This window comes from Herbaspirillum sp. YR522, from assembly GCF_000282575.1.
Taxonomy (GTDB): Bacteria; Pseudomonadota; Gammaproteobacteria; order Burkholderiales; family Burkholderiaceae_D; genus Herbaspirillum.
On sequence record NZ_AKJA01000017.1, the window covers coordinates 82,230 to 106,660 of the forward strand.

The window sequence follows — 24,431 nt, forward strand, 5'->3', positions numbered from 1 at the left end:
ATTGGAGCAAACCATGACCAGCCACCTGTTCTCGCCGCTGACCCTGCGCGGCCTCACCCTGCCCAACCGCATCGCCGTCTCGCCCATGTGCCAGTACTCGGCCGAGGACGGGCTTGCCAACGACTGGCACCTGGTCCACCTGGGCAGTCGCGCCGTGGGCGGGGCCGGCCTGGTGATCGTGGAAGCCACCGCGGTAGTGGCCGAAGGACGGATCACCGCCGCCGACCTCGGCATCTGGAAGGACGAACACATCGCGCCGTTGCAACGCATCACCCGCTTCATCGAGCAGCAGGGTTCGGTGCCGGGCATCCAGTTGGCGCATGCCGGACGCAAGGCCAGTGCCAAGCGGCCCTGGGACGGCACGCCCGGCAGCGTCCCGGTGGCCGAAGGCGGATGGTTGCCCAGCGCACCCTCGGCACTGGCGTTCGATGAGGGCTATACCGAGCCGCTGGCGCTCGAGGCGGCGCAGATCGGTCAACTCATCGATGCCTTCGTCAGTGCCACGCAACGGGCACATGCGGCCGGCTTCAAGGTGATCGAGTTGCACGGCGCACACGGTTACCTGGGCCACGAATTCCTGTCGCCGCTGAGCAATCACCGCACCGATCAATATGGCGGCAGCTTCGAGAACCGGATCCGCTTCCTGCTTGAGCTGACCACCGCAGTCCGCGCGGCCTGGCCGCAAGAGCTGCCCCTGCTGGTGCGCCTGTCGGCCACCGACTGGGCCGAAGGCGGATGGACTGTCGACGACACCGTGGCGCTGGCGGCGCGCCTACGCCAGGCCGGGGTCGACCTGGTCGATGTGTCCAGTGGCGGCAACCTGCCCAGCGCGCCGATTCCGGTGGGCCCGGGCTACCAGACCGGCTTTGCCGCCCGGGTCAAGGCGCAAGCCGGCATCGCCAGCGGTGCCGTGGGCATGATCACCGACGCCATCCAGGCCGAGCACATCCTGCGTACCGGCCAGGCCGACCTGGTGCTGTTGGCGCGCGAACTGTTGCGCGACCCGTACTGGCCGTTGCATGCGGCCAAGGAGCTGCGCGACGATGTCGCCTGGCCGCCGCAATACGTGCGCGCGGCATCGAGCAAGACCCCGCTTCGCGCGGATGTCGACTACGGCGAACGCGCCCGCTGAACCCAGCCGTCGCCCAAAAAAAATTGGCCGCCCTTTGCAGGAGCGGCCAATTTTTTTATGCCAGTGCGCTCAGTTGGCGCGGCGACGTGCGCGGAAATACTCGATCACGCCCGGCAGTACCGACAGGATCACGATGGCCACGATCAGCAGGCTCAGGTTCTTCTTGACGATGGGCAGGTTGCCGAAGAAATAACCGGCGTACGAAAAACTGGCGACCCAGGCGATCCCGCCGACCACGTTGTAGAGGAAGAACTTGGGATAGGTCATCGCCCCCACGCCGGCGACGAACGGCGCGAAGGTCCGCACGATGGGGGCAAAGCGGGCGATGATGATGGTCTTGCCGCCATGCTTTTCATAGAAGGCGTGGGTCTTGTCCAGGTACTCCTTCTTGAACACGCGCGAGTTGGGGTTCTCGAACACCTTGGCCCCCAGCAGCTTGCCGATCTGGTAATTGGTGCTGTCGCCGAGGATGGCCGCCACGATCAGCGTGAGCACCATCAGGTTGATGTCGTAGGCGCCGGTGGCGGCGATGGCGCCGGTCACGAACAGCAGCGAATCGCCCGGCAGGATCGGCATGACCACCAGTCCGGTCTCGCAGAAGATGATCAGGAACAGGATCAGGAACAACCAGGGGCCATAGGCCACTGCGAGCTCCGACAGGTGGCGGTCGATATGCAGGATGAAATCGACCAGAAAGAGAATGATGTCCATGGTGCTCGCGTGGTTGATAAAAATGGCATTGTATCAACAGCCCGACGCAAACCCCGCGCTGCCGCATCGCAGCGGTCCCGCTGACCTAAACTTACTCGTCTTTACCAGCTGCGCACTCCATGTTGCGACGCCATGTCCGATATCAAAAACATGCGGGCGCGGGCCCGTCTAAATGGAGATGACCATGGTGAAGATGATGGAAAAATTGCTCGATATGCTGCCCCTGGCCGCAGCCGGCGGTGCGCTGGTGGCGCTGGCCTGCGTATTCTCGGCGAGCCTGCGCGAGACGCTGCGCCAGGCCGATCTGGACCTGCTGGCCGGTGCCGTGGCGCTGTTGCCGCTGGTGGCCGCGCTGTTGGCGTTTTCGCTGGGCGCGCACCCGCGCCGCCAGCAACGGCGCGAAGCCATCCACCGCAGCGCCCGGCTGCACGCCACCTACGATATCGACCCGCGCGGCTGAATCGCTACCCGACTCGATGCATCAGTGCCGGGTTCAGTCGGGCAAGCCGTCGCCCGCCAGGATCATGTCGGCGGCGCTGAGCAGGTCACCGGCCAGGCCTTCACGCGCCAGGGCCGCCGAATGCTGCTGCAGGCCCTTGAGCAAGACACCGTGATGCAACAGCGCCGGTGCTTCCGACAGCCGGCGCGAGCCGGCGCGCAGATCGAGATTGATCACCGGGCCGACCTGCAGCCACAGCCCCTCGATCAAGGTGACCAGGGTGGGCATGCCCGAGCCCTGGTAGGCCGCGAAGTGCAGTTGCTTGTTCTGGCGGATGATCACGTCCACATTGGGCGTCTTGCGATGCATCTCGACGCACAGGCTATCGTGCAGCGAGGCCACCATGGCCAGGCCCCGCTCGTCAATATGCAGTGCCGCATGCTCGACCGCAAGGCCTTCGAGCGCCAGCCGGATCTTGAGCAATTCACGAAATTTACCCTTGGTCATCAACGGCACCCGCATGGCGCGATTGGGCAGGATCTCCAGCGCCCCTTCGGCCGCCAGTTGCCGCACCGCCTCTCGCACCGGCATGGGACTGGTGCCGAGCGCATCGGCCAGCCCCTTCAAGGTCAGCTTCTGGCCGGGCCGCACCTGGCCGGCCTGGATCAGTTCGCACAGGTCGCGATAGACCCGCTCGGATAAGGTGGCGTGCTCGATCTTGCGCACTTGCGACAGGTCGGCGAGCAGGCTCTGGGGCATGGACATAGGTGAAAATTTTCGTGGATTATATTCGCCGACCGGTGATGCCTAGCCGCTTGACGTCATCAATTCTATCCAATACATTTGATCACATGTCAAATAAATGGCATCCGCGATGATAAAGACACGCATCGCGCGCAAAAGATCAGAGACATTCCGGGCATCGCCCATCCCGCACGGCCGCACATCCATAGCCCGACAAAAACAGCAGTTTCCACGAGACACCGGCGAACGCCGGACAATTAGGAGGATTGCATCATGGAGCATGACAACGGCAAGCCCGATTCATCGCAGCGTCGCACCGTGCTCAAGGCCGGCGTAGCCGCCGCCTCGGCATCGGTGCTCGGCTTTCCCGCCATCGTGCGGGCGCAGTCCGACAAGATCATCATCGGCCACCTGACCCCGCGCACCGGTTTTCTCGGTCCCATGGGCGAATACGCCGTCATGAGCATCAACCTGGCGGTGGAAGAACAGAACAAGGCAGGCGGCCTGCTGGGACGCCAGCTCACGCTGATCTCGGAAGACTCGGTCAATCCGCCCACCGCGTCGAGCAAGGCGCAACGCCTGCTCGAACGCGACGGCGCCGCGGTGCTGATCGGCGAGATCTCGTCGGCCTCGGCGCTGGGTATCGCGCAAGTGGCCCAGCGCAACAAGAAACTGTTCATGAACACCGGTTGCAACTCGGACGAGTTGCGCGGCAAGAGCTGCAATCGTTTTGCGTTCCACATCGAGGCCGCCAACTCGACCTATGTGAAGGCCTGTGGCCGGGTCCTGCTGCAAGACGGCCTGATCAAGGGCAAGAAGCTCTACGCGCTGACCGCCGACTACGCCTTCGGCCACGATCTGCTGCGCACCGCCAAGGTATTCGTCTCGGCCAACGGCGGCACCATCACCCACGACGAACTGGTGCCCACCGACGCCACCGATTTCAGTCCTTACCTGCTCAAGATCCGCCAGGCCAAGCCTGACCTGGTGATTTCCAACCTGGCCGGCAACCAGATCACCAACTTCATCAAGCAATACGCCGAATTCGGCCTGCCGTTTCCGATGTCGGGCTTCGGCTTCGATACCGTGGCCGCCTGGGGCGCCGGTGCCGACAACTTCGCCGGCACCTGGCCCACTACCTGGCATCACGACGTCAACTCGCCCTCGGCCAAGGCATTCGTCGCCGCCTTCGTCAAGAAGTACGGCAAGCCGCCAGAGAACCAGGCCTGGGGTGAATACGTGGCGTTCCGCTCGATGGTGCAAGCCATCACCGAGACCAGGTCGCTCGACACCATGAAACTGATCGACTACTTCGAGAAAGGCGCCGAGATCGACGTCCTGAAGGGCCGCAAGGGAAGCTACCGCGCCTGGGACCACCAATTGCTGCAGGAGATGTACACCATCTCACCCAAGGCCAAGGGCAAGTCCAAGGACCAGTGGGACTTCCTGCAACTGGGTGCATCGGTGCCGGGGGCCGCCGAATCGCTGGAGGTGCTGGCGCCGACGATGCAAGAGAACGCCTGCAAGTTCACCTGACGCGGCCCGGCCGCAGTCGTCCTTGCCGATGCCGGGACGCCCCGACCGATCCCTATCCTCGTTGAGCTGCGCGGCGCCATCCGTCTCGCTGGCCCGTTCCGGGCCGGGATGCCGGCATGGTGGCCATCCCCTGCGCCGTCGTCCCGACCGCGTCCGGCCCGGTCGACGGCAGCTTTCGCGTGGCATCACCCCTGGCGGAGTTTCAATGCAACTTGTCTTCCTGCTGGAACAAATACTCAACGGCCTACTGGTCGGTGGCTATTACCTGCTCATCGCGCTGGGCCTGTCGCTCATCTTCAGCCTGGGCGGCATCGTCAATCTGGCGCACGGTGCGTTCTATGCCATCGGCGCCTATCTCGCCGTCGAGATTACCAAGCACCTGGGTTTCAGCGGTGCGCTGCTGCTGTCGCCGATGCTGGTGGCGCTGTTGGGCATCCTGTTCGAACGCTTCCTGCTGCGTCGTTTCTACTCGGCCGACCCGATCCTGGGACTGCTGCTGACCTTCGGCCTGGCGATGGTGGCCGAGCAGGTGATCCGCATCGTCTGGGGCGCCTCGCCGCTGCCGGCCTCGATCCCGTCGGCCTTCAAGGGCCAGGTCGTCCTGGGCGACTTCATGTACTCCAAGTACCGCCTGCTGATGCTGGCCACGGTGCTGCTGGCGCTGACGCTGATCTGGCTGCTGCTCAACAAGACCGCGTTCGGGCGCGTGGTGCGCGCCGGCGTGCAAAAGCCCGACATGGTGGCCGTGCTGGGCATCAAGCTGCAGCCCTACATGACGGCCATCGTGATGCTGGGCGTGGGGCTGGCGGCGCTGGCCGGGGTGCTGTTCGCACCGATCTCGGGGGTACATCCGGCCATGGGTGCCGAAATCATGACGGCCGCCTTCGTGGTGGTGGTCATCGGCGGGTTGGGCAGTTTCTGGGGCGTGGTGCTGGCGGCGGTGCTGGTGGGTGTGGTGCGCGGCGTGACGATCCAGTTCTACGCCCCCGCCGGCGAAGCCTCGATGTACCTGCTGATGTTGCTGGTGTTGATCTTCCGTCCGCGCGGCCTGCTCGGCGAGCGCATCGAACGCTTTGAATGAGGCAGCGCATGAACCGCAAACATCAACCCTTATGGATCGCCGCGCTAGGCCTGGCGATTACCCCGTTCGCGCTGCAACTGCTGGGACTGACGCTGACCTCGGCCACCGATGTGGTGATCTATGCCGTCGCCGCGCTGGGCCTGAACCTGCTGGTCGGCTACACCGGCCTGACCTCGTTCGGGCACGGCGCCTGGTTCGGGGTGGGCGCCTATGCCGCCGCGCTGTCGCAGAAATACTGGTTCCCGGGCCAGATCGTCCTGCCGCTGCTGTTTGCCATCGCCTTCATCGCCGTGACGTCGCTGGTGGTGGGCTTTTTGATCCTGCGCCGGCGCGGCGTGTACTTTTCGCTGCTCACGCTGGCGTTGTCGGCGCTGACCTTCGCCGTGGCCTATCGCTGGACCGACTTCACCGGCGGTGAATCGGGACTGGGCGGCGTGACGCGAGGACCGGTAGCCGGTATCGATCTCGACGCTGCCCTGCCCTACCTGGTGTTCGTCAGCGTCATCGCCTGGCTGGTGGTGTTCGTGCTGCACCGGGTGATCCGTTCGCCCTTCGGCCACACCATCGTGGCCATCCGGGAGAACGAACAGCGAGCCCGCTTCCAGGGTTACAGCACCATCGTCTACAAGCTGCAGATGTTCTGCATCTCGGCCACCGTCACCGGCCTGGCCGGCGCGCTGCTGGCCTTCCATCACCGCTTCGCCTCGGCCGAGCCGACCTCGGTGGCGTTCTCGGGAGAATTGCTGGCCATGGTGGTGATCGGCGGCATGCGCAGTTTCCTGGGGCCGGCGCTGGGCGCGCTGTTCTACATCCTGTTTCGCGAATGCCTGTCGATCTGGACCGAGAACTGGCTGCTATGGTTCGGCCTGGCATTCGTGGCCTTCATCCTGTTCTCGCCCACCGGCCTGGTCGGCATCTGGCACCAGATCGGCCGGCGCCTGCGCCCGACGGCCGAGACGGGGGCTGCCATGAGCGCGCGCGAGATCGTCGATGGCCTGCCGCTGCCGGCTTTCCTGCAGCCGCCGCCACGACAGGGAACGGTGCTCGAAGCACGCGATATCGAGATCCGCTTCGGCGGCATCCAGGCCGTCAAGAACGCGCAGATCGCCTTGCACGCAGGCCAGATCCATGCCCTGATCGGACCCAACGGCGCCGGCAAGACCACCACCTTCAACTTGATCTCGGGCATGTTCGCGCCGCAGGGTGGCAGCGTCAAACTGAATGGAGAAGACATCGCCGGCCTGCCGCCCAGCCTGATCTGCCAGCGCGGGCTGGCCCGCTCGTTCCAGATCACCAACCTGTTCAAGGGCCTGTCGATCTACGAAAACCTGCGCCTGTCGCTGCAGGCGCGTCATCCGGCGCGCTGGAACATGTGGCGCGACATCGACAGCTATCCCGAGATCCATGCCGAGACGGCCGAGCTGATGCGCTTCCTGGGCTTGAAGGGGATCGACGGGATCGAAGGCGGCGCACTGTCGTACGGCGGGCAGCGCCTGGTGGACCTCGGTATTGCGCTGGGTTCCAAGCCGCATGTGCTGCTGTTGGACGAACCGCTGGCCGGCCTGGCCGCGGCCGAGCGCGAACGGGTGTCACGCCTGGTCAAGATCATCGCCGCCAATATCCCGGTGCTCATCGTCGAGCACGACATCGATCGTGTGCTGGGTTTCTCGCACCAGGTGACGGTGATGAACCAGGGCAGCGTATTGATGACCGGCACCCCCGCCCAGGCCCGCGCCGACACCCGTGTGCAGGAGATCTATACCGGCCATGGCACGCCACCGGTGACCGGTCGCGTCGCCGGCGACACCGGCCAACGCCCTCAGCTACTGGCGTTCGAGCAGGTCAACGCCTTCTACGGCAAGAGCCACATCCTCAACGACGCCTCGCTGGAGGTGCGCCAGGGCGAGATCGTGGCACTGCTGGGGCGCAACGGCGCCGGCAAGTCGACCCTGCTCAAGGCGCTCACCGGGTTGCTCAGGCCGGCCTCGGGCACGATCCGCTACAACGGCCGGGATATCGCCGGCATGGCCGCGCCCGACATCGCCCGCCTGGGCATTGGCTATGTGCCGCAAGGGCGCGGGCTGTTCGCCGGCATGACGGTGGCCGAGAACCTGGCGCTGGGACGGCTGGCGCGCAAGACCGATGGTAGCGAAGGCACCGTGTGGAGCGAAGAGAAGATCCTGCAGCTGTTCCCGCGTCTCAAGCAGCGCCTGCATACCCATGCCGACTTCCTGTCGGGCGGGGAGCAGCAGATGGTGGCGGTAGCGCGCGCGCTGTCGGGCAATGTGCGCCTGCTGTTGCTCGACGAGCCCTTCGAAGGGCTGGCACCGGCCGTGGTGCAGGAACTGTTCTCGGTGTTCGACCAGCTGCGACGCGAGATCTCCATCGTCATCGTCGAACACAACCTCGACCTGGTGCTGGCGCTGGCCGACCGCGTCTTCGCACTGGAACGCGGCGCCGTATTCCATACCGGGCCGGCCGCCCCGCTGCTCACCGACCTCACCTACCGCAAGCAGATTCTCTGGCTTTGATCACCCACTTCCCAACAAGGACTCCGCCATCATGGACTTAAACCTCAAGGACAAGAAAGTCATCGTCACCGCCGGCGCCCAGGGCATCGGCCTGGCCATTACCGCCGCCTTCGTCGAGGCCGGCGCCCAGGTTCACATCTGCGACGTCAGCGACGACTTCCTGGCCAGCGCCCGGGCCCGGTTCAACCAGGCGCCGGTCAGCTACAGCCACACCGATGTCACCGACGAAAAACAGGTCGATGCCATGTTTGCCGAGCTGGCCACCCGCTGGGGCGGCAAGCTCGACGTGCTGGTCAACAATGCCGGCATCGCCGGCCCCACCGCGCCGGTCGAGGACGTCGACCTGCCCTCCTGGGACCAGACCATTGCCGTCAACCTGACCGGGCCCTTCCTGTGTACCCGCCGTGCCGTGCCGTGGCTCAAGGCCAATGGTGGTGGCTCGGTGGTCAACATCTCATCGGTGGCCGGGCGCCTGGGCTTTGCGCTGCGCACCCCCTACTCGGCGTCCAAGTACGGCATCATCGGCCTGACCGAGAGCTGGGCCATCGAACTGGGCCCGGCCAACATCCGCGTCAATGCGGTATTGCCGGGGGTGGTGGCGGGCGCGCGTCAGGAGCGGGTGATCGCGGCCAAGGCCGAGTCGTATGGAGTCGATCACGAAGAGATGCGCGAGCGCGTGCTGTCGAAGGTGTCGATGCGCAAGATGGTCAGCGCCGAGGACATCGCCAACCAGATCATCTTCATCTGCTCGCCGGCGGGCGCTGCCATCAGCGGGCGCAGCCTGTCGGTGTGCGGCAATGTCGAAACCCTGAGCTGAACCGGAGCCCGCCATGAGCGAAAAGATCGCAGTCATCGGCGCCGGCCTGATCGGGCGCGCCTGGGCCATCGTGTTCGCCCGCGCCGGATTTACGGTAGCCATCTGGGACGCCGTGCCACAGGCACTGCACGCCTGCCGGCAGCAATTGCGCGACAACGTGGCCGACCTCGCCGACCACGGGCTCCTCAGCGAAACGGTCGATGCCGTACTGGCGCGCATCACGCCGGCGGCCAGCCTGGCCGACGCCGTGGCCGGGGCGGTGCTGGTGCAGGAGAACGTCAAGGAGACGGTGGAGGTCAAGCGCGAGATCTTCCGGGAGATGGACCGCCTGGCCGCGCCCGACACCATCCTCACCAGTTCGACCTCGTGGATCCCGACCTCCGAGTTCTCGCAACACCTGGCCGGCCGCGACCGCATCCTGGTGGCCCATCCGGTCAATCCGCCCTACCTGGTGCCGCTGGTCGAACTGGCGCCGGCGCCCTGGACCTCGACGGCGACCGTCGAGCGCGCGCGCGACATCTATACCCGCGCCGGCCAGTCGCCGGTATTGCTGAAAAAGGAAATCACCGGCTTCCTGCTCAATCGCATCCAGGGCGCGGTCCTCAACGAGGCGCTCAACCTGTTCGAAAACGGCTACGCGTCGTCGGAAGACCTGGATAAGGTGCTCAAGGACGGCCTGGGCCTGCGCTGGTCCTTCATGGGACCGTTCGAGACCATCGACCTCAATGCCCCCGAGGGCGTGCTGGACTATGCCAGTCGCTATGGCCACACCTATCGCGATGTCGCCACCACCCAGCTGCCCAACGCCTGGAACAGCGCCACCCTGGCCGCCATCGCACGGGAAAGACGCGATGTGCTGGATGCTGGCAAACTGGGCGAACGCGCGCGCTGGCGAGACAACCGGCTGATGGGGCTGGTGGCGCACAAGAAGAAGCAGACCGGGCAGGCCTGATGCAGCTCGGTCGATGGCGCCGCGGATCTTGTTTGCGTTCCGATTGGGTATATCCGCAGGACCGTATCGAAGGCCCTGCGGTCCGGCGATCCGGCGATCCGGCGATCCGGCGGTCCGGCGGTCCGGCGGACCGAGGCAGCTACCCGGTCGAAACGGTTTTCCGCGCCACACCACCATTGAACCCCTAACGTCCCGAGGCTGACGGGACGACCTCAATAACATCGATACAGGAGAACACCAGCATGGCCAGATCCCGCAAAGTCATCATTACGTGCGCCGTCACCGGCGCCATCCACACCCCGTCCATGTCGCCCTACCTGCCGGTGACCCCGGACGAGATCCGCGATGCCGCCCTGGGCGCGGCCGAAGCCGGTGCGGCCATCGTCCACCTGCACGCGCGCGACCCGGTCAACGGCAAGCCGACCCAGGACGTAGCCGAATTCCGCAAGTTCCTGCCGGCCATCAAGGAGAAGTCCGACGTGGTCATCAACCTGACCACCGGCGGCGCCCCCACCATGGGCGTGGAAGAACGGCTGCAGCCGGCACTGCAGCTCAAGCCCGAGGTGGCGTCGTTGAACATGGGCTCGATGAACTTCGGCCTGTACGAGATGCTGCAACGCTTCAAGGACTTCAAGCATGACTGGGAAGAGCCCTACCTGGCCGGATCGGACGACCGCATCTTCCGCAACACCTTCCGCGACATCGCCTACATCCTCGAATCGTGCAGCGCCAATCAGACCCGTTTCGAGATCGAGTGCTACGACATCGGCCACCTGTACACGGCGGCGCACTTCATCGACCGCGGGCTGATCAAGCCGCCGTTCCTGATCCAGTCGGTGTTCGGGCTGCGCGGCGGCATCGGCAACGATGTCGAGGACGTGATGCACATGAAGCGCACCGCCGACCGCCTGTTCGGCCAGGACTACTATTGGTCGGTGCTGGGTGCCGGGCGCCAGCAGATCCCGATCGCCACCATGTCGGCCGCCATCGGCGGGCATACCCGGGTCGGGCTGGAGGATTCGCTGTGGGATGGGCCGGGCCAACTGGCCAAGAGCAACGCCGACCAGGTGCGCCGCATTCGCACCGTGATCGAGGCCTTGTCGCTGGAAGTGGCCACGCCCGACGATGCACGGCAGATGCTCAAGCTGAAGGGGGGCTCGAACGTGGCGTTCTAGGCCGCACGCCCGCGGTATGCATCCCCAGAAGCCGGCCGATGCCCAGGCGGCACGGTCAGGCGCACGCAGCAAGAACTCCGCCCAGCCAGGAAAAAAGGAGGCCTCGGCCTCCTTTTCGCGAAGCATCAACGTTCAAACGGCAATAGGCGCCTTGATCGACGGGTGCGGGTCATACCCGACAATCTCGAAGTCCTCGAACTTGTAGTCGTAGATGGACTCCGGCTTGCGCTTGATGACCAACTGCGGCAGCGCGCGCGTCTCGCGCGCCAGCTGCTCCTGGATCTGCGACATGTGGTTCGAGTACGCATGCAGGTCGCCGATGCTCACGACGATTTCGTGCGGCACCAGGTCGCACTGCTGCGCCAGCATGTGAGTCAGCAACGCCAGCGACGCGATGTTGTACGGCAGTCCCAGGAAGCTGTCGGAGCTGCGAATGTACAACTGGGATGACAGCTTGCCATTGGCTACGTAGAACTGGTACAGCAGGTGGCACGGCGGAAGTGCCATGCGGCCTTGCCTGGCGTTGTCCTGGGGCTTTTGGCGCTCGTCGGGAAGGAATTCCGGGTTCCAGCCATGGAACAGGATGCGGCGGCTGTTCGGATTGTTCTTCAGCGCGTCGACGACGTAGTCGATCTGGTTGATGGTACCGCCATCCTTGGTCGGCCAGGCGGTCCATTGCTTGCCGTAGACGGGGCCGAGCTCGCCGTCCTCGGTCGCCCACTCGTTCCAGATGGTGACGCCGTTCTCGTTCAACCACTTGATGTTGGTATCGCCCTTCAAGAACCAGATCAGCTCATTGGCAATACTCTTGAAGTGCAACTTCTTGGTGGTCAGCAGCGGGAAGCCCTTCTCAAGGTTATGGCGAATCTGGCGGCCGAAGACGGAAGTGGTGCCGGTACCGGTGCGGTCGCCCTTCTGGGCGCCGTTCTCCAGGATATCGGTAAGGAGCTCGAGATATTGCTTCACGGAAAATTTCTTTCGAATTCGAATACCGAGAGTATAAAGCCTGGCGCCAGGGCGCGCTTCGGGCATCTGTTGGCCGGTCACGCGCCAGTTCGCCCCTTGCGTCCCGGATTTGCCTGGATGAATATCGTCAGCCCAAGTTGGCTTGCAGCGCACGCAGTGCGTTCTCCTGCTCACCACAAAGCGCCCTGAAGTCGGCGCTGATGCGTGCGTCACCAGCCGCCTCCTGCCAGAATCCCGACGCGCACGCAAACGCCTCTTGCCATGCCTGGCGCTGCGCTGGTGGCGGCAAGGCGGCGACCATGGACGGTCGCGGCAATTCGCCACCGGGCAGCGGTGCGTACGCCATCGGCAACATGTCGTAGACCGGCGCCAATCGGAACGTCCCCGGCGCCGGATGAAAACTCAGGTTACCCAGGTGCATGTCGGTATTGGCGATCAACTTGCCAAACCACCAGATGCGCAGTGCCGCATCCGCATCCTCCGGCGAGAGCAACTTCAATTGCGCCATGCGACGCAGCGGGTCGCGCCAATCGTCCGGTGCTGCGCCCAACAGATGGGCGTTGACCGATTCCAGGCTCACCAGTGGGCGCCGGCCAAGACGGCCGACACGGTCGAACCGTTCGGACTCCAGGAAGGTGCGCCCGCCGGCCTGCACGATGCGGGTGTGCGCACTGCGCACGCCATGCAATCGGGCCACGTGGCGGCCCGCCAGGTGTTCGCACACCAGCAGGTCGGCCCAGCGCTGGGTAGCGCCGGCCATCACCTCGCCCGAAAACTTGACGATCACCTGGCCGGTGGCCGCGCCGGCCAGTTCGCGCACCGCTGTAAATTTGGGAAATTCGCCCGCCGCGCTGCCACCGGACATGCCGAGCGCGGCCACATCGCGGGCGCGCAACAGGTATTGCTGCTCGAGGTCGGCCACGGTAATCGCCGGCGCCACCTGCGTGTGCTCTTCTTGCCAACGCTGCAGCGCCAGGTCGCCGACGATCAGGTTGCCGGGCGCATCCCAGCCGGCGCGTGAAAGAATGACCAGGATGTCGTCGTCGTTCCAGTGGCGCGGATCGGAAGAGACGTCGAGCAAGGCATGATATCGACGGGCAAAGCTGCGACCGAGAAAACCTTGCGGGCGCACGTCGTAGATCGGATACGGCAAGCCATGCCACCAGCCATCGCGGCTCTCGGCGTCCACCGGCCATTGCAAGGGCGCCATCGGATACAAACTGCCCGCAGGGTACACCGGGCTCAGGTCGGCGCTGGCGCTGACCTGCCCTGCTTCATCCACGCAATAGACCGGATAGGACACCAATTGCCCGCGCAACGCACGCTGCAATGCATAACGGGTACGCGAGGCGGCGCCAGCAGTACAGACATCGTCACGCTCGGCCAGCCACCGCAAGACCGTACGGCGGGTGACGCCCAGTTGCTGCTCCAGTTCGCCCACGCCGATTGGACCTCGGCGCAAGGCTTGCAGTAACCGGCGGATTGATTCGGGATCGCGAGCAAGCATGGCTCAAGCAGGTTTCAGGCCTGCATTCTGGCGTGATTAATGTCGCGATTTTATGCGAATTTACCTTTTAAAACCAGTAACTTATAAATTAAGAAGCATTTATTATGTCGTGATTTAATGACATATTTATCGATACCATCCCGCCGCGCAGCGATGCCTCAGCTGGCCGGGCGGCAACACCCTAGAATCCGAAGAACGCGCCATGCCAGTTGACCGTATGCGTCACATGGTGCACCACCGGCTCGGCCGTGGCGTAGAGGGTAACCAGCAAAGTCATGGGGGCGACCAGCAGCAATGTACGCATGTCTTTCTCCTCGAAGCGGGCGCCTCGGGATCGATGCGCCTCTGATGAGAAGCCATGATGCCCGGCACTCCCTTCAGGGATGTTTCAGCCTGGCGTGGTCGGGTTACAGTTGAAATGGATGGCCGGTACCGGCATCAGGGTGCCAGCGTCGAGCTGCTGGCCGAATTGTCCTGCCAGCCGCCGCCCAGCGCCTTGTACAGCGACACCGTGGCCTGCAGGCGTTGCAGCTTGATCTGGCCCAGCTGGTTCTGCGCTTCCGACAATGCGCGTTGCGTGTCGAGCACCACCATCAAGTCCTCGGCACCGGCCCGGTAGCGGATCTCGGACAACTCGAACGCAAAGCGCGCCTGGTCGACTTCACCGGTCTTGAGGCGGTAACGCTCCTCCAGGCTGCGAATGGCGCCCAGGGCTTTTTCCACCTCGGACAGCGAATTGATGACGCGCTGGCGGTACACCTGCACCAGCTCTTCCTTCTGGGCGATGGCCAGGTCGCGCTGGTTCTGCAGGCGCCCGCCATCGAAGATCGGTGCGATCAGGCCGGCACCGATGCTGGCAAACAGGTTGGGACCATCGAACAGCGACAGCAAGGCGCTGCTCTGGGCGCCGGTCGAACCGGTCAGGGTGATACTGGGAAACAGCGCCGCCCGGGCCACCGCCACATTGGCACTGGCCGCTTCCAGGTTGGCCTCGGCGCGGCGGATGTCGGGTCGGCGGGTGAGCAGCTCGGAGGGCAGGCCGGCCGAGATGCGTGGCATCTGGATGCGCATCAGGCCTTTTTCCTGCACGGTGAAGTTCTGCGGTGGGCGACCCAGCAAGATCGCCAGCGCGGTCTGCGCATCCTGCTCCTGCTGTTGCAGGTCGGGTATCAGGGCCCGCTGGTTGGCCAGCGCCGAGCGCTGCCGCGCCAGGTCCAGCGGCGAAGCGGAACCGGCCCGGCTTTGCGCCTCCACCAGCTTGAGCACGCGCTCGGCGGTGCTGACGTTCTGGCGCGCGATCTCGAGCCGGTCGCGCAACGACAGGACCTGCAGGTAGGTCGACACCACGCCCGAGGTGACCGTCAGCGCCACCGTTTCGCGATCGTAGCGATTGGCGCGCAACGACGCTTCGGCCGCATCGCGGCCAGCGCGGTTCTTGCCCCAGAAGTCGATCTCGTAACTGACATCCAGCGTGGCACCGGCAGTATTGCTGGGGCTGCCACCGGAGATCGGCAGATTGCGCGCGGCATTTATATTGACGCCTGCCGCCGGCAACAGGGGCGCGCCGGCCAGGCGCGCCTGGGCTTCGGCCTGGCGCACCCGCGAAAACGCTGCGGCGATCTCGAAATTGTTTTGTTGACTCTCGTCGACCAGCATCGACAGCTCGTTGCTGCCGAACTGCTTCCACCAGTCCGAATCGGGCCACAACTGCTCGGCTTGCGCCGGACCGGTGCCGGCGGCGCCGATGTTGCTGCGACTCCAGTTGTCGGGCACGTCCATCTGCGGCGCCGCGTCCTTGTCGACCTGGCGCGTGGCGCAACCGCCCAGCGCCACGATGAGCGCCAGGGCAATGGTCTTGAAGGCAAGTGATGGCGCGGGTGACAGGCGGCGCTGGGTCATAGGTGAAATCTGATCAAAGGCATAACAGGTCGCGCCCACCCCGGGGCCGATCCAGGCATTGTATAGGACAGCCGCCGCGCTAGCGCGGTGCCGTCGATGGCGATGGCGATGGCGATGCAGCGTTCGAAGGTGCGACGGCATTGGCCGGCAGCAGCACCTGTTCACCCTCTTTCAGCCCCGACAGCACCTGGGCATGTTCGCCGTCGCGAATGCCGATCTTGATGCGACGGGTCTCCAGCTTGCCGTCGGGCAGTACCACCTTGACCGGCTGGGTGCCATCCATGCCGGGCTTGGTCACCAGCGACTGTGGAATCGTCAGCGCCTGGTCGACCCGCGCCAGCACGAAATAGACATCGGCGCTCATGCCACTCATCAGCTCGCGGCTGGGATTGGCGACATCGAACAGCACCGTATAGAAGGCCTTCTTGCCCTGGCGGCCCGAGTCGTCGGTGGGCAACAGCATGATCTGGCGCAGCTTGCCGCTCCAGCGCTTGCCGGGAAAACCGGGCGTGGTGAAATAGGCGGTCATGCCCTTTTGCAGGCGGGTCACGTCTTCTTCGGCCACCGGCACCTGCACCGTCATGCGCGACAGGTCGGCAATGCGCATGAGCACTTCCTGGTTGCCACCCACCATCTGGCCCACCCGTGCGTTGAGCGTGACGATGGTGCCGCCCACCGGGGCGTCGATGCGGGTCTGCTTCTGGATCGCCTCGTCTTCGCGGATGCTCGCCTCGGTCTGCTGGATCTGGGCGTTGGTGGCGTCGACCTTGGCGGCGGCGGCATACATGTTCATGCGCGACGATTCGTAGGCCTCTTCGCGGGTGGCGTTCTCGGCCTTCAACTGGGTCTGGCGCTGGAACTGCAGCTGGGCAAAGTCGAGCTGGGCGTTTTGCCCGGCCAGCTCGGCCTTGAGCCGTGCCAGTTGCGCCCGGTTGCTTTCGACGCGCCCGTTCTGGACCGCCGGCGACACCGTCACCAATGCCTTCCCGGCCTTGACCGTTTCACCGATGGCGACATCGACGTCGGCAATCTGGCCGGCCACCTTGGAACCGATATCGACATAGTTCTGCACCACCACGTTGCCGGTGGCGTTGACCACCTGCTCGAGATCGGCGCGACCGACGCTGGCCGTCTCCAGCTTGACCGGCACCGGGGCCGCCATTGGCGGTGGCGTGCGCTGGCGCCACAGCAACGCGGCACCGGCCACCAGCAGCGCCACCACCACGGTGCCGGCCACCAGCGTCAGGCGCGACGGCGCGGCATCCGGTGTCGACGATGGTGCTTGCTGCTCGCTCATGGTGTCCTGCCTGTCTTGCATCCTGGATTACCTCAAATGATGACGGCCGCAGTTCAGCCGGCCGCCATGCCGCCCTGCCGTGCCGTCGTCGGTCGCCTCAAGCCGCCAGCGCGGCAGCGCCGGGCGCAGCGCCCAAGGCGGCACGCCATTGCGGGTGGACCTCGGGCGCGCCGCTCCAGACGGCCTGGTGCAATTGCGACAACAGGCCGGGCTCATCGAGCAGGCTCATCTTCTGCTTCTCGTCGAGCGCGTCAGGACCTTCCCTGAGTGCGCGACGCACCAGCTTGTCACGCAGGTGCAGGGTCAGCTGCGGTACCTGCGGGTGGGCATGGGCGGTGGCGCAGACCAGTGCATTGACGGCCGGATCGACCACCGCCTCGATAAAGCCCGGCAACGCCGGCGTGGCTTGATGATGGCGGATGGTTTCGCGCAATTCGAACGGTGGGTCGGTTTCTTCAGGAATCTTGAAGAAACCCATGCCGCGGAAGGCGCGCCCGAATCCTACCCGCGAGGACAGCACCGACACTGGTATCGAGATGGCCAGCGAGCCCGCGATCGGCAGCAACCACCAGATGAACGAGGGATTGAGCCAGTACACCAGCGCGCCCCAGGCCACGCCCACCACCGAATGCATGCCGTGGCGACGCACCGCCTCGCCCCAGCCGGTTTCGTTGTCGGCCCGTGGCGGCGACTTCCAGCCGGCGTTCCAGCCCAGGAAGGCGCCCAGCACGAAGCGCGTATGAAACAGCATGCGCACCGGCGCCAGCACCATCGAGAACAGCAGCTCGACGATCATGCTGGCCGTCAGCGCCAGCGCGCCGCCGAAGCCGCGCGCGCCCTTTACCGCAAACAGCAACACCGCCAGCACCTTCGGCAGGAACAGGATGGTGGCAGTGGCCGAGACCAGCGCCAGCGCCTTTTCGGGATGCCATTCGGGCCAGATCGGGAACATCTGGCGCGGTTCGACGAAGTACTGCGGATCGATCAACGTATGCGCCGCCAGCAGCAGCGTCGACAACACCAGGAACAGTGCCCACAAGGGGGCCGATACGTAGGCCATGACCCCGGTGACGAACACTGCGCGGTGCACCACATGCATGCCGCGCGCCAGGAACAGCCTGAAGTTCATCAGGTTGCCCTGGCACCAGCGGCGATCACGGCTCAGTTCGTCGAGCAGGTTGGGCGGCATTTCCTCGTAGCTGCCGTCGAGGTCGTAGGCGATCCACACCGACCAGCCGGCGCGACGCATCAGCGAGGCCTCGACGAAATCGTGCGACATGATCGGCCCCGACAGGTTGCCGCGACCGGGCAACGGCGCCAGCGCACAGTGCTTCATGAAGGGCGCCAGGCGGATGATGGCGTTGTGGCCCCAGAAGTGCGACTCGCCCAGTTGCCAGTAATGCAGGCCGGCCGTAAACAAGGGACCATAGACGCGGGTCGAGAATTGCTGGATACGGGCATACAACGTGTCGCGGCCAGCCGCGCGCGGGGCGGTCTGGATGATGCCCGCGCCGGGATGCTCTTCCATCAGGCGCGTGAGCTTGGTAAGGCATTCGCCGGTCATCACGCTGTCGGCGTCCAGCACCACCATGTAGCGGTAGTTGCTGCCCCAGCGACGGCAGAAGTCGTCCAGGTTGCCGCTTTTGCGCTTGACCCGACGCCGACGGTGGCGATAGAAGATGCGGCCGAAGCCGCCGGTTTCGCGGCACAGCGTGGTCCAGGCCTGGACTTCGGCGGCGCAGATGTCGGCTTCGTAGCTGTCGGACAGGATGAAGAAGTCGAAATGCTGCAACTGCCCGGTGCGCTCCAGCGATTCGTAGGTGGCGCGCAGGCCGGCCAGCACCCGCGCCACATCCTCGTTGCAGATCGGCATGACGATGGCGGTCCGGGCCTGCGGCGAGATCTCGCGGCTGCCCGATTTCTCGTGCGAGATCAGGTATTCGTCGTCACCCCGCATCAGCACCAGAAAGCCGGTCATGGCGGTCCAGAAACCGGCCGACACCCACAAGAACAGCAGCGCGAACAGGCCCAGCACCAGCATCTCGAGCGGCTTGGTACCGTGATACGGCAGCACATCGCTCATGAAATAGGTCGCCATGGACGTCTGCAGCACCATCAGCACCAGCAAGGTGATACGACGTACATTGCCGCTGCGCTGCCAGTAGCCCTTCGGATCCGGGGCGTCGGAATTGCCCAGGTGATCCTCGACGTAATGCGGCTCGTCGGCCAGCACCGGTTCGGCCGCCGCCGCGTGCGTCTTGTGCCGGCGCCAGCGGCGCGGCCGGCGTTCGAGACGGCGGTTTTCTTCGTCGACCCAGCGCGCCAACGGATTGAGGTCGCCCCACGGGCGCGGCACCATCGAGCGACGCGCCAGCGGCGGGCCCACTTCGATGTGCGGGTGGCCGCGCTCCTGGCCGATCGGCGGCGCCTGGTGCGATGCACTGGCCGCACCGGCAAACAGCAATTGCAGCCGGGCCGCCACCGATGCCCGGGCGGCGCTGTCGCTGGTGGATGGATCGGAAAGCGAGGAGTCGCCCTGGCCGGCCGCGGCCAGCACGCGATGCAGGTCGGCCACCGGATCGCCCGAGCCCTGCTCGCCCACGCGCTCGATCAGCTCAAGACGCTGCCCAGGCGACAGCGGCAGGCGGTCGAGGTAATCCTCGAGCGCCTGCGAGGCCGCCGATGTCTGCCTTAGTTGGGGGGTAATATGTAGCTCCACGTTTCTGACAAGGTTGTGCCGCCGTTGCCGTTACGCAGGAACCCGCGCAACTCGACCGGCTTGTTATCTTCGACCCGACGCAGCTTGACCTCGATGCGCCAGCCACCGGTGACTTCGTTCTTGCGGGTGGTGACGCTGGCAATCTTGCCATTGGCGTCGGCCTCGACCACACCCTCGACGCGGGCATTGGCGGCCAGCTTCTTGAGCGAACTGCCGTCGAAATCGACCGCCAGCGCCAAGCCGTCGTCCTGCTTGCCTTCCTGGCGTGGCCGGTAGCCATGGCCGTACAGGGTCTGCGTGACCCAGGCCAGTGGGGGCCTCTTCTCGCCATCCTTCTGCCACAGCATGCGGTACTCGACGTTGAGCGGCTGGCCCGGCTTGGGCAGCGTATTGGGAATCCAGTAGGCCACGATGTTGTCGTTGGTCTCGTCGGGCGTGGGGATCTGTACCAGCTCCACCCGACCCGAACCCCATTTGCCCTTGGGTTCGATCCAGGCACTGGGGCGCGCCTGGTAGTTGTAGTCGAGATCCTGGTAGTTGCCGAATTCCCGGTCGCGCTGCATCAGGCCGAAGCCCAACGGGTTGTCGAACGAGAACGACGTCACCAGCAGGCGCTTGGGATTGACCAGCGGGCGCCACAACCACTCGCCGGTGCCCGATTGCATCGACAGCCCGTCCGAGTCATGCACCTCGGGCCGGAAGTCGTCGGCCGGACCAGGCTGGTTCTCGCCGAACAGGAACATGCTCGTCAACGGCGCAATGCCCAGCTTGGTGACGTTGCTGCGCAGGTAGATCTGGGCCTTGACGTCGATGGCGGTGTCCGAACCGGGCTTGAGCACGAAACGATAGGCGCCGGTGGCGCGCGGCGAATCGAGCAGCGCGTAGACCACCAGCTCGCGGCTCTCGGCGGCGGGCCGTTCCAGCCAGAACTCGGTGAAGCGCGGGAATTCCTCGCCCGAATAGAGCGCCGTGTCGATCGCCAGGCCCCGTCCGGACAGGCCATAGCCCTGGCCCTTACCCATGGCGCGGAAGTAGCTGGCGCCATGGAAGGTCAGCACATCATCCTTGACCTTGGGGTTGTTGACCGGAAAACGGATGCGGAAACCGGCAAAGCCGATGTTGCGCAGGGTACGGGGATCCACGCCGCGCACGTGGCTGTAATCGAACAACGCCGGATTGAAGCCGATCTCGCGCACGCTGTTGCCGATCACCTCGTTGATCTTGACCGGATCGTTGAAGCCACCGCCAAGATGGATGAAGGTCAATTCGAACGGCAGCTTCTGGGCCCGCCAGTACGACTTGTCCACGCGATAGCTCAGCTGGTTGGCCTGCTCGTAGCTCAGTTCGCGCACCGCCTTGGGCGCCTCTTCGGACGGCTTCTTGTACGACTTGCCGGCCAGCGCCTTGGCGCGCGCGGCCACCGTGTTGAAGTCGAAGGCGAACGCCGCAGGCTGCACCAGCAGCAGCCCGACCAGGGCGAGCGGGCCGGCAAGGCGGCGCCACCAGCTGCGGCATACCGGCTGCCATGGCAGCGCAGCCGGTCGGGGGACGATGGGGGACCACATTATTTTATTGTCTGACATGCAATTTTCTGATTGTTGAGCTTTCGACAGCGCCATCCGCGGCGCACACTGCTCGCGTTCTTCGCGGGGGACAAATATGACGGCGATCACGGTGCAGCCGGAAAAGCAGGCGCTAGTTTAACCAAATGTTGCATGAATTGTTCGCCGCAATGCGCGGATTCGGCGTTGCGACCAGTTCAGGGGGACCGCGGTGGACTGGCAGGCAATCGAACTAATTCGATGTCACAGTCCAACGTATAAGGGCAGCGTTCGCATGGAAAGTTCCGTGCCGCAGCATCTCCTGTAACATGTCGGCTTTCGTTGGCCCCTCCCGGCCGACGCGTTCGACGAAAGAATCCGCATGTCTTCGCTTAGCTCCGCCACGGATGGGCTCACCATCATCGTGGCCACCGACCGCAACAACGGTATCGGCATCAACAACACCCTGCCCTGGCGGCTGCCCGAAGACCTGGCGCATTTCAAGCGCACCACCTCGGGGCATGCCATCCTGATGGGTCGCAAGACCTTCGAATCGATCGGGCGCCCCCTGCCCAACCGCCGCAACATCGTCATCACGCGCAATGCCGCATGGCAACACGAAGGGGTCGAAGTCGCCACTTCGCTGCAGGCTGCCGCGCAGCTCGGCGCCGGTGCCCCGGCCTTCATCATCGGTGGCGCGCAAGTCTACGCCGAAGCCCTGCCGCTGGTGCGCCGGCTGATCGTCACTCGCATCGACCACAGCTTCGATTGCGATGCCTTCTTCCCGGCGCTGGCGCCGCACGAATGGCGCGAAACCGACCGCCAGCAGCACCACAGCGACAGCGGCGGATTCGACTATGCGTTTGTGACATACGAAAGACCTTGAGGCCAGCCTGCATGGGCCCTGTTGTTTTTTCCGGTTTTTCTTTAATATGCGCACCTCTTTTTCGCATATCTGCGAAAATCCGCTTTCTTTTTACCTGCCCAGGCGCAGTTCCTCTTGACCCCTGAGCGCTCCCGGCCCGCCCCATGGCGCATGGGCGCTCGAGCCCTGGAGAAATCCATGAAATTCCGCTTCCCCATCGTCATCATCGACGAAGATTTCCGTTCCGAGAACACATCCGGACTGGGCATTCGCGCCCTGGCCGATGCCATCCAGGCCGAGGGCCGGGAAGTCCTGGGCGTGACCAGCTATGGCGACCTGGCGCAGTTTGCGCAACAGCAGTCGCGCGCCTCGGCTTTCATCCTGTCGATCGACGACGAAGAGTTCGGCGCCGGTTCTTCCGAAGAAACCGACTTCGCGCTCAAGGCGCTGCGGGCCTTCGTGGGCGAGATTCGCCACAAGAACGCCGACATCCCGATCTACCTGTACGGCGAGACCCGCACTTCGCGCCATATCCCCAACGACATCCTGCGCGAGCTGCATGGTTTCATCCACATGTTCGAGGACACCCCCGAATTCGTGGCGCGTCACATCATCCGTGAATCCAAGTCCTACCTCGACGGCCTGGCGCCGCCGTTCTTCCGCGCGCTGGTCGACTATGCCCAGGACGGTTCCTACTCCTGGCACTGCCCGGGGCACTCGGGTGGCGTGGCCTTCCTGAAGTCGCCGATCGGCCAGATGTTCCACCAGTTCTTCGGCGAGAACATGCTGCGCGCCGACGTCTGCAACGCCGTCGAGGAACTCGGCCAGTTGCTCGACCACACCGGTCCGGTGGCCAATTCCGAGCGCAATGCGGCGCGCATCTTCAACGCCGACCATTGCTACTTCGTCACCAACGGCACCTCGACCTCCAACAAGATGGTGTGGCATTCGACGGTGGCCCCGGGCGACATCGTGGTGGTCGACCGCAACTGTCACAAGTCGATCCTGCACTCGATCATCATGACCGGCGCCATTCCGGTGTTTTTGATGCCGACCCGCAACCACCTGGGCATCATCGGGCCGATCCCGCTCGAGGAGTTCACGCTGGAAAGCATCCAGAAGAAGATCGAAGCCAATCCGTTTGCCCGCGAGGCGGTCAACAAGAAGCCGCGTATCCTGACCATCACCCAGTCGACCTACGACGGCGTGGTGTACAACGTCGAGACCCTGCGCGAGATGCTCGACGGCGAGATCGATACCCTGCACTTCGATGAAGCCTGGCTGCCGCACGCCACCTTCCACGACTTCTACAAGGACATGCACGCCATCGGCCGCGACCGCCCGCGCGCCAAGAAGTCGATGATCTTCTCGACCCAGTCGACCCACAAGCTGCTGGCAGGCCTGTCGCAGGCCTCGCAGATCCTGGTGCGTGAATCCGAAACGGTGCAACTTGACCAGGATGCCTTCAACGAGGCGTTCCTGATGCACACCTCGACCTCGCCGCAGTACTCGATCATCGCCTCCTGTGACGTCGCCGCGGCCATGATGGAAGCCCCGGGCGGCACCGCGCTGGTCGAAGAAAGCATCCTCGAGGCGCTCGACTTCCGCCGCGCCATGAAGAAGATCGACCAGGAATTCGGACCCAGCGACTGGTGGTTCCAGGTCTGGGGACCGAACCAGTTTGCCGAGGACGGCATCGGCGAGCGCGAAGACTGGATCATCAAGGCCGAGGACGACTGGCACGGCTTCGGCAACCTGGCGCCGGGCTTCAACATGCTCGACCCGATCAAGGCCACCATCGTCAACCCGGGCCTGTCGCTGGATGGCCAGTTCGGCCAAGCCGGCATCCCGGCCTCGATCGTGACCAAGTACCTGGCCGAGCACGGCGTGATCGTCGAGAAGTGCGGCCTGTATTCGTTCTTCATCATGTTTACCATCGGCATCACCAAGGGCCGCTGGAACACGCTGGTGACGGCGCTGCAGCAGTTCAAGGACGACTACGACAAGAACCAGCCGATCTGGCGCATCCTGCCCGAGTTCGCGGCGGCCAACCAGGGCCGCAATGCGCGCTACGAGCGCCTGGGCCTGCGCGACCTGTGCCAGCAGATCCACGAGACCTATCGGGCCTACGACGTGGCACGCCTGACCACCGAGATGTACCTGTCGGACATGCAACCGGCCATGAAACCGTCGGACGCGTTCTCGAAGATGGCACACCGCGAAATCGACCGGGTGCCGCTGGACGAACTCGAAGGCCGCGTGACATCGATCCTGCTGACGCCCTACCCACCCGGTATTCCACTGCTGATCCCGGGCGAGCGCTTCAACAAGACCATCGTCGACTACCTCAAGTTCGCGCGCGATTTCAATGAGAAATTTCCGGGCTTCGAAACCGACGTGCATGGCCTGGTCAAGCGCGAGGTCGATGGCCGTCGCGATTACTTCGTCGACTGCGTCAAGCAATAGGCCTGGTCACACTGGCCACGACAAGAGCCGATGCCGCAATAGCGGTGTCGGCT

19 protein-coding genes are annotated in these 24,431 nt (G+C 64.6%); 10 read left to right on the forward strand and 9 right to left on the reverse strand.

What is annotated here, in order from left to right:
• The first annotated feature begins 13 nt into the window (after window positions 1-13).
• On the forward strand, window positions 14-1,132 hold the full coding sequence (locus PMI40_RS03660) for an NADH:flavin oxidoreductase/NADH oxidase (protein WP_008112219.1): 1,119 nt from the start codon (window positions 14-16) through the stop codon (window positions 1,130-1,132).
• Window positions 1,133-1,201: 69 nt separating this feature from the next.
• Here PMI40_RS03660 and PMI40_RS03665 read toward each other — a convergent pair whose 3' ends face one another.
• Window positions 1,202-1,843, reverse strand: a complete 642-nt coding sequence (locus PMI40_RS03665; RefSeq protein ID WP_008112221.1) for a DedA family protein — start codon at window positions 1,841-1,843, stop codon at window positions 1,202-1,204.
• A 184-nt stretch (window positions 1,844-2,027) separates the two neighbouring features.
• On the opposite strand from PMI40_RS03665, the gene PMI40_RS03670 reads away from it, so the two are divergent.
• A complete protein-coding gene (locus PMI40_RS03670) occupies window positions 2,028-2,303 on the forward strand; it encodes a hypothetical protein (RefSeq protein ID WP_008112223.1) in 276 nt (91 codons plus the stop codon).
• Between the two features lie 33 nt (window positions 2,304-2,336).
• Here the strand turns inward: PMI40_RS03670 and PMI40_RS03675 are convergent, their stop codons facing one another.
• Entirely contained in the window at window positions 2,337-3,041 is a 705-nt protein-coding gene (locus PMI40_RS03675; protein ID WP_008112226.1) for a GntR family transcriptional regulator, read from the reverse strand.
• Between the two features lie 258 nt (window positions 3,042-3,299).
• On the opposite strand from PMI40_RS03675, the gene PMI40_RS03680 reads away from it, so the two are divergent.
• The 6 genes from PMI40_RS03680 (at window position 3,300) to PMI40_RS03705 (ending at window position 11,118) form a co-directional block, all read left to right on the forward strand.
• Entirely contained in the window at window positions 3,300-4,562 is a 1,263-nt protein-coding gene (locus PMI40_RS03680) for an ABC transporter substrate-binding protein (protein ID WP_008112227.1), read from the forward strand.
• A gap of 205 nt (window positions 4,563-4,767) precedes the next feature.
• Entirely contained in the window at window positions 4,768-5,643 is an 876-nt protein-coding gene (locus PMI40_RS03685; RefSeq protein WP_008112229.1) for a branched-chain amino acid ABC transporter permease, read from the forward strand.
• An 8-nt stretch (window positions 5,644-5,651) separates the two neighbouring features.
• Window positions 5,652-8,174, forward strand: coding sequence for a branched-chain amino acid ABC transporter ATP-binding protein/permease (locus tag PMI40_RS03690; RefSeq protein ID WP_008112231.1), 2,523 nt, complete (start codon window positions 5,652-5,654; stop codon window positions 8,172-8,174).
• Between the two features lie 31 nt (window positions 8,175-8,205).
• Window positions 8,206-8,991 carry an SDR family oxidoreductase gene (locus PMI40_RS03695; RefSeq protein ID WP_008112234.1) on the forward strand — a complete coding sequence of 262 codons (786 nt, stop codon included), beginning with the start codon at window positions 8,206-8,208 and terminating at the stop codon, window positions 8,989-8,991.
• Window positions 8,992-9,004: 13 nt separating this feature from the next.
• Window positions 9,005-9,943 carry a 3-hydroxyacyl-CoA dehydrogenase gene (locus tag PMI40_RS03700; protein ID WP_008112236.1) on the forward strand — a complete coding sequence of 313 codons (939 nt, stop codon included), beginning with the start codon at window positions 9,005-9,007 and terminating at the stop codon, window positions 9,941-9,943.
• A gap of 242 nt (window positions 9,944-10,185) precedes the next feature.
• Window positions 10,186-11,118, forward strand: coding sequence for a 3-keto-5-aminohexanoate cleavage protein (locus PMI40_RS03705; protein ID WP_008112237.1), 933 nt, complete (start codon window positions 10,186-10,188; stop codon window positions 11,116-11,118).
• Between the two features lie 132 nt (window positions 11,119-11,250).
• Here PMI40_RS03705 and PMI40_RS03710 read toward each other — a convergent pair whose 3' ends face one another.
• The 7 genes from PMI40_RS03710 to PMI40_RS03735 all read right to left on the reverse strand — a co-directional run bounded on the left by PMI40_RS03710 (window position 11,251) and on the right by PMI40_RS03735 (window position 21,071).
• A complete protein-coding gene (locus PMI40_RS03710) occupies window positions 11,251-12,084 on the reverse strand; it encodes a thymidylate synthase (RefSeq protein ID WP_008112239.1) in 834 nt (277 codons plus the stop codon).
• A gap of 127 nt (window positions 12,085-12,211) precedes the next feature.
• On the reverse strand, window positions 12,212-13,591 hold the full coding sequence (gene yjjJ / locus PMI40_RS03715) for a type II toxin-antitoxin system HipA family toxin YjjJ (RefSeq protein WP_040501618.1): 1,380 nt from the start codon (window positions 13,589-13,591) through the stop codon (window positions 12,212-12,214).
• Window positions 13,592-13,772: 181 nt separating this feature from the next.
• Complete coding sequence (locus tag PMI40_RS24505) at window positions 13,773-13,895, reverse strand: hypothetical protein (RefSeq protein ID WP_008112243.1); 123 nt, start codon at window positions 13,893-13,895, stop codon at window positions 13,773-13,775.
• 134 nt (window positions 13,896-14,029) lie between these two features.
• Entirely contained in the window at window positions 14,030-15,490 is a 1,461-nt protein-coding gene (locus tag PMI40_RS03720; RefSeq protein WP_008112245.1) for an efflux transporter outer membrane subunit, read from the reverse strand.
• 79 nt (window positions 15,491-15,569) lie between these two features.
• Window positions 15,570-16,787 carry an efflux RND transporter periplasmic adaptor subunit gene (locus PMI40_RS03725; protein ID WP_051001751.1) on the reverse strand — a complete coding sequence of 406 codons (1,218 nt, stop codon included), beginning with the start codon at window positions 16,785-16,787 and terminating at the stop codon, window positions 15,570-15,572.
• 97 nt (window positions 16,788-16,884) lie between these two features.
• Entirely contained in the window at window positions 16,885-19,506 is a 2,622-nt protein-coding gene (gene mdoH / locus PMI40_RS03730) for a glucans biosynthesis glucosyltransferase MdoH (protein ID WP_008112249.1), read from the reverse strand.
• Complete coding sequence (locus tag PMI40_RS03735; protein WP_008112251.1) at window positions 19,479-21,071, reverse strand: glucan biosynthesis protein G; 1,593 nt, start codon at window positions 21,069-21,071, stop codon at window positions 19,479-19,481. The genes mdoH and PMI40_RS03735 overlap by 28 nt, the downstream gene beginning before the upstream one ends.
• 358 nt (window positions 21,072-21,429) lie before the next feature.
• On the opposite strand from PMI40_RS03735, the gene PMI40_RS03740 reads away from it, so the two are divergent.
• Window positions 21,430-21,933, forward strand: coding sequence for a dihydrofolate reductase (locus PMI40_RS03740; protein ID WP_008112253.1), 504 nt, complete (start codon window positions 21,430-21,432; stop codon window positions 21,931-21,933).
• A gap of 177 nt (window positions 21,934-22,110) precedes the next feature.
• Window positions 22,111-24,378 (forward strand): arginine/lysine/ornithine decarboxylase, encoded by a 2,268-nt coding sequence (locus PMI40_RS03745; protein ID WP_008112254.1) that lies wholly within the window; start codon window positions 22,111-22,113, stop codon window positions 24,376-24,378.
• Window positions 24,379-24,431: the final 53 nt, after the last annotated feature.

Excerpts from the sequence above, each read along its gene's own strand:
- PMI40_RS03660 (WP_008112219.1), top strand. The coding sequence starts at position 14 with ATGACCAGCCACCTGTTCTCGCCGCTGACCCTGCGCGGCCTCACCCTG.
- PMI40_RS03665 (WP_008112221.1), bottom strand. The coding sequence starts at position 1,843 with ATGGACATCATTCTCTTTCTGGTCGATTTCATCCTGCATATCGACCGC.
- PMI40_RS03670 (WP_008112223.1), top strand. The coding sequence starts at position 2,028 with ATGGTGAAGATGATGGAAAAATTGCTCGATATGCTGCCCCTGGCCGCA.
- PMI40_RS03675 (WP_008112226.1), bottom strand. The coding sequence starts at position 3,041 with ATGCCCCAGAGCCTGCTCGCCGACCTGTCGCAAGTGCGCAAGATCGAG.
- PMI40_RS03680 (WP_008112227.1), top strand. The coding sequence starts at position 3,300 with ATGGAGCATGACAACGGCAAGCCCGATTCATCGCAGCGTCGCACCGTG.
- PMI40_RS03685 (WP_008112229.1), top strand. The coding sequence starts at position 4,768 with ATGCAACTTGTCTTCCTGCTGGAACAAATACTCAACGGCCTACTGGTC.
- PMI40_RS03690 (WP_008112231.1), top strand. The coding sequence starts at position 5,652 with ATGAACCGCAAACATCAACCCTTATGGATCGCCGCGCTAGGCCTGGCG.
- PMI40_RS03695 (WP_008112234.1), top strand. The coding sequence starts at position 8,206 with ATGGACTTAAACCTCAAGGACAAGAAAGTCATCGTCACCGCCGGCGCC.
- PMI40_RS03700 (WP_008112236.1), top strand. The coding sequence starts at position 9,005 with ATGAGCGAAAAGATCGCAGTCATCGGCGCCGGCCTGATCGGGCGCGCC.
- PMI40_RS03705 (WP_008112237.1), top strand. The coding sequence starts at position 10,186 with ATGGCCAGATCCCGCAAAGTCATCATTACGTGCGCCGTCACCGGCGCC.
- yjjJ (WP_040501618.1), bottom strand. The coding sequence starts at position 13,591 with ATGCTTGCTCGCGATCCCGAATCAATCCGCCGGTTACTGCAAGCCTTG.
- PMI40_RS24505 (WP_008112243.1), bottom strand. The coding sequence starts at position 13,895 with ATGCGTACATTGCTGCTGGTCGCCCCCATGACTTTGCTGGTTACCCTC.
- PMI40_RS03720 (WP_008112245.1), bottom strand. The coding sequence starts at position 15,490 with ATGACCCAGCGCCGCCTGTCACCCGCGCCATCACTTGCCTTCAAGACC.
- PMI40_RS03725 (WP_051001751.1), bottom strand. The coding sequence starts at position 16,787 with ATGAGCGAGCAGCAAGCACCATCGTCGACACCGGATGCCGCGCCGTCG.
- PMI40_RS03735 (WP_008112251.1), bottom strand. The coding sequence starts at position 21,071 with ATGTGGTCCCCCATCGTCCCCCGACCGGCTGCGCTGCCATGGCAGCCG.
- PMI40_RS03740 (WP_008112253.1), top strand. The coding sequence starts at position 21,430 with ATGTCTTCGCTTAGCTCCGCCACGGATGGGCTCACCATCATCGTGGCC.
- PMI40_RS03745 (WP_008112254.1), top strand. The coding sequence starts at position 22,111 with ATGAAATTCCGCTTCCCCATCGTCATCATCGACGAAGATTTCCGTTCC.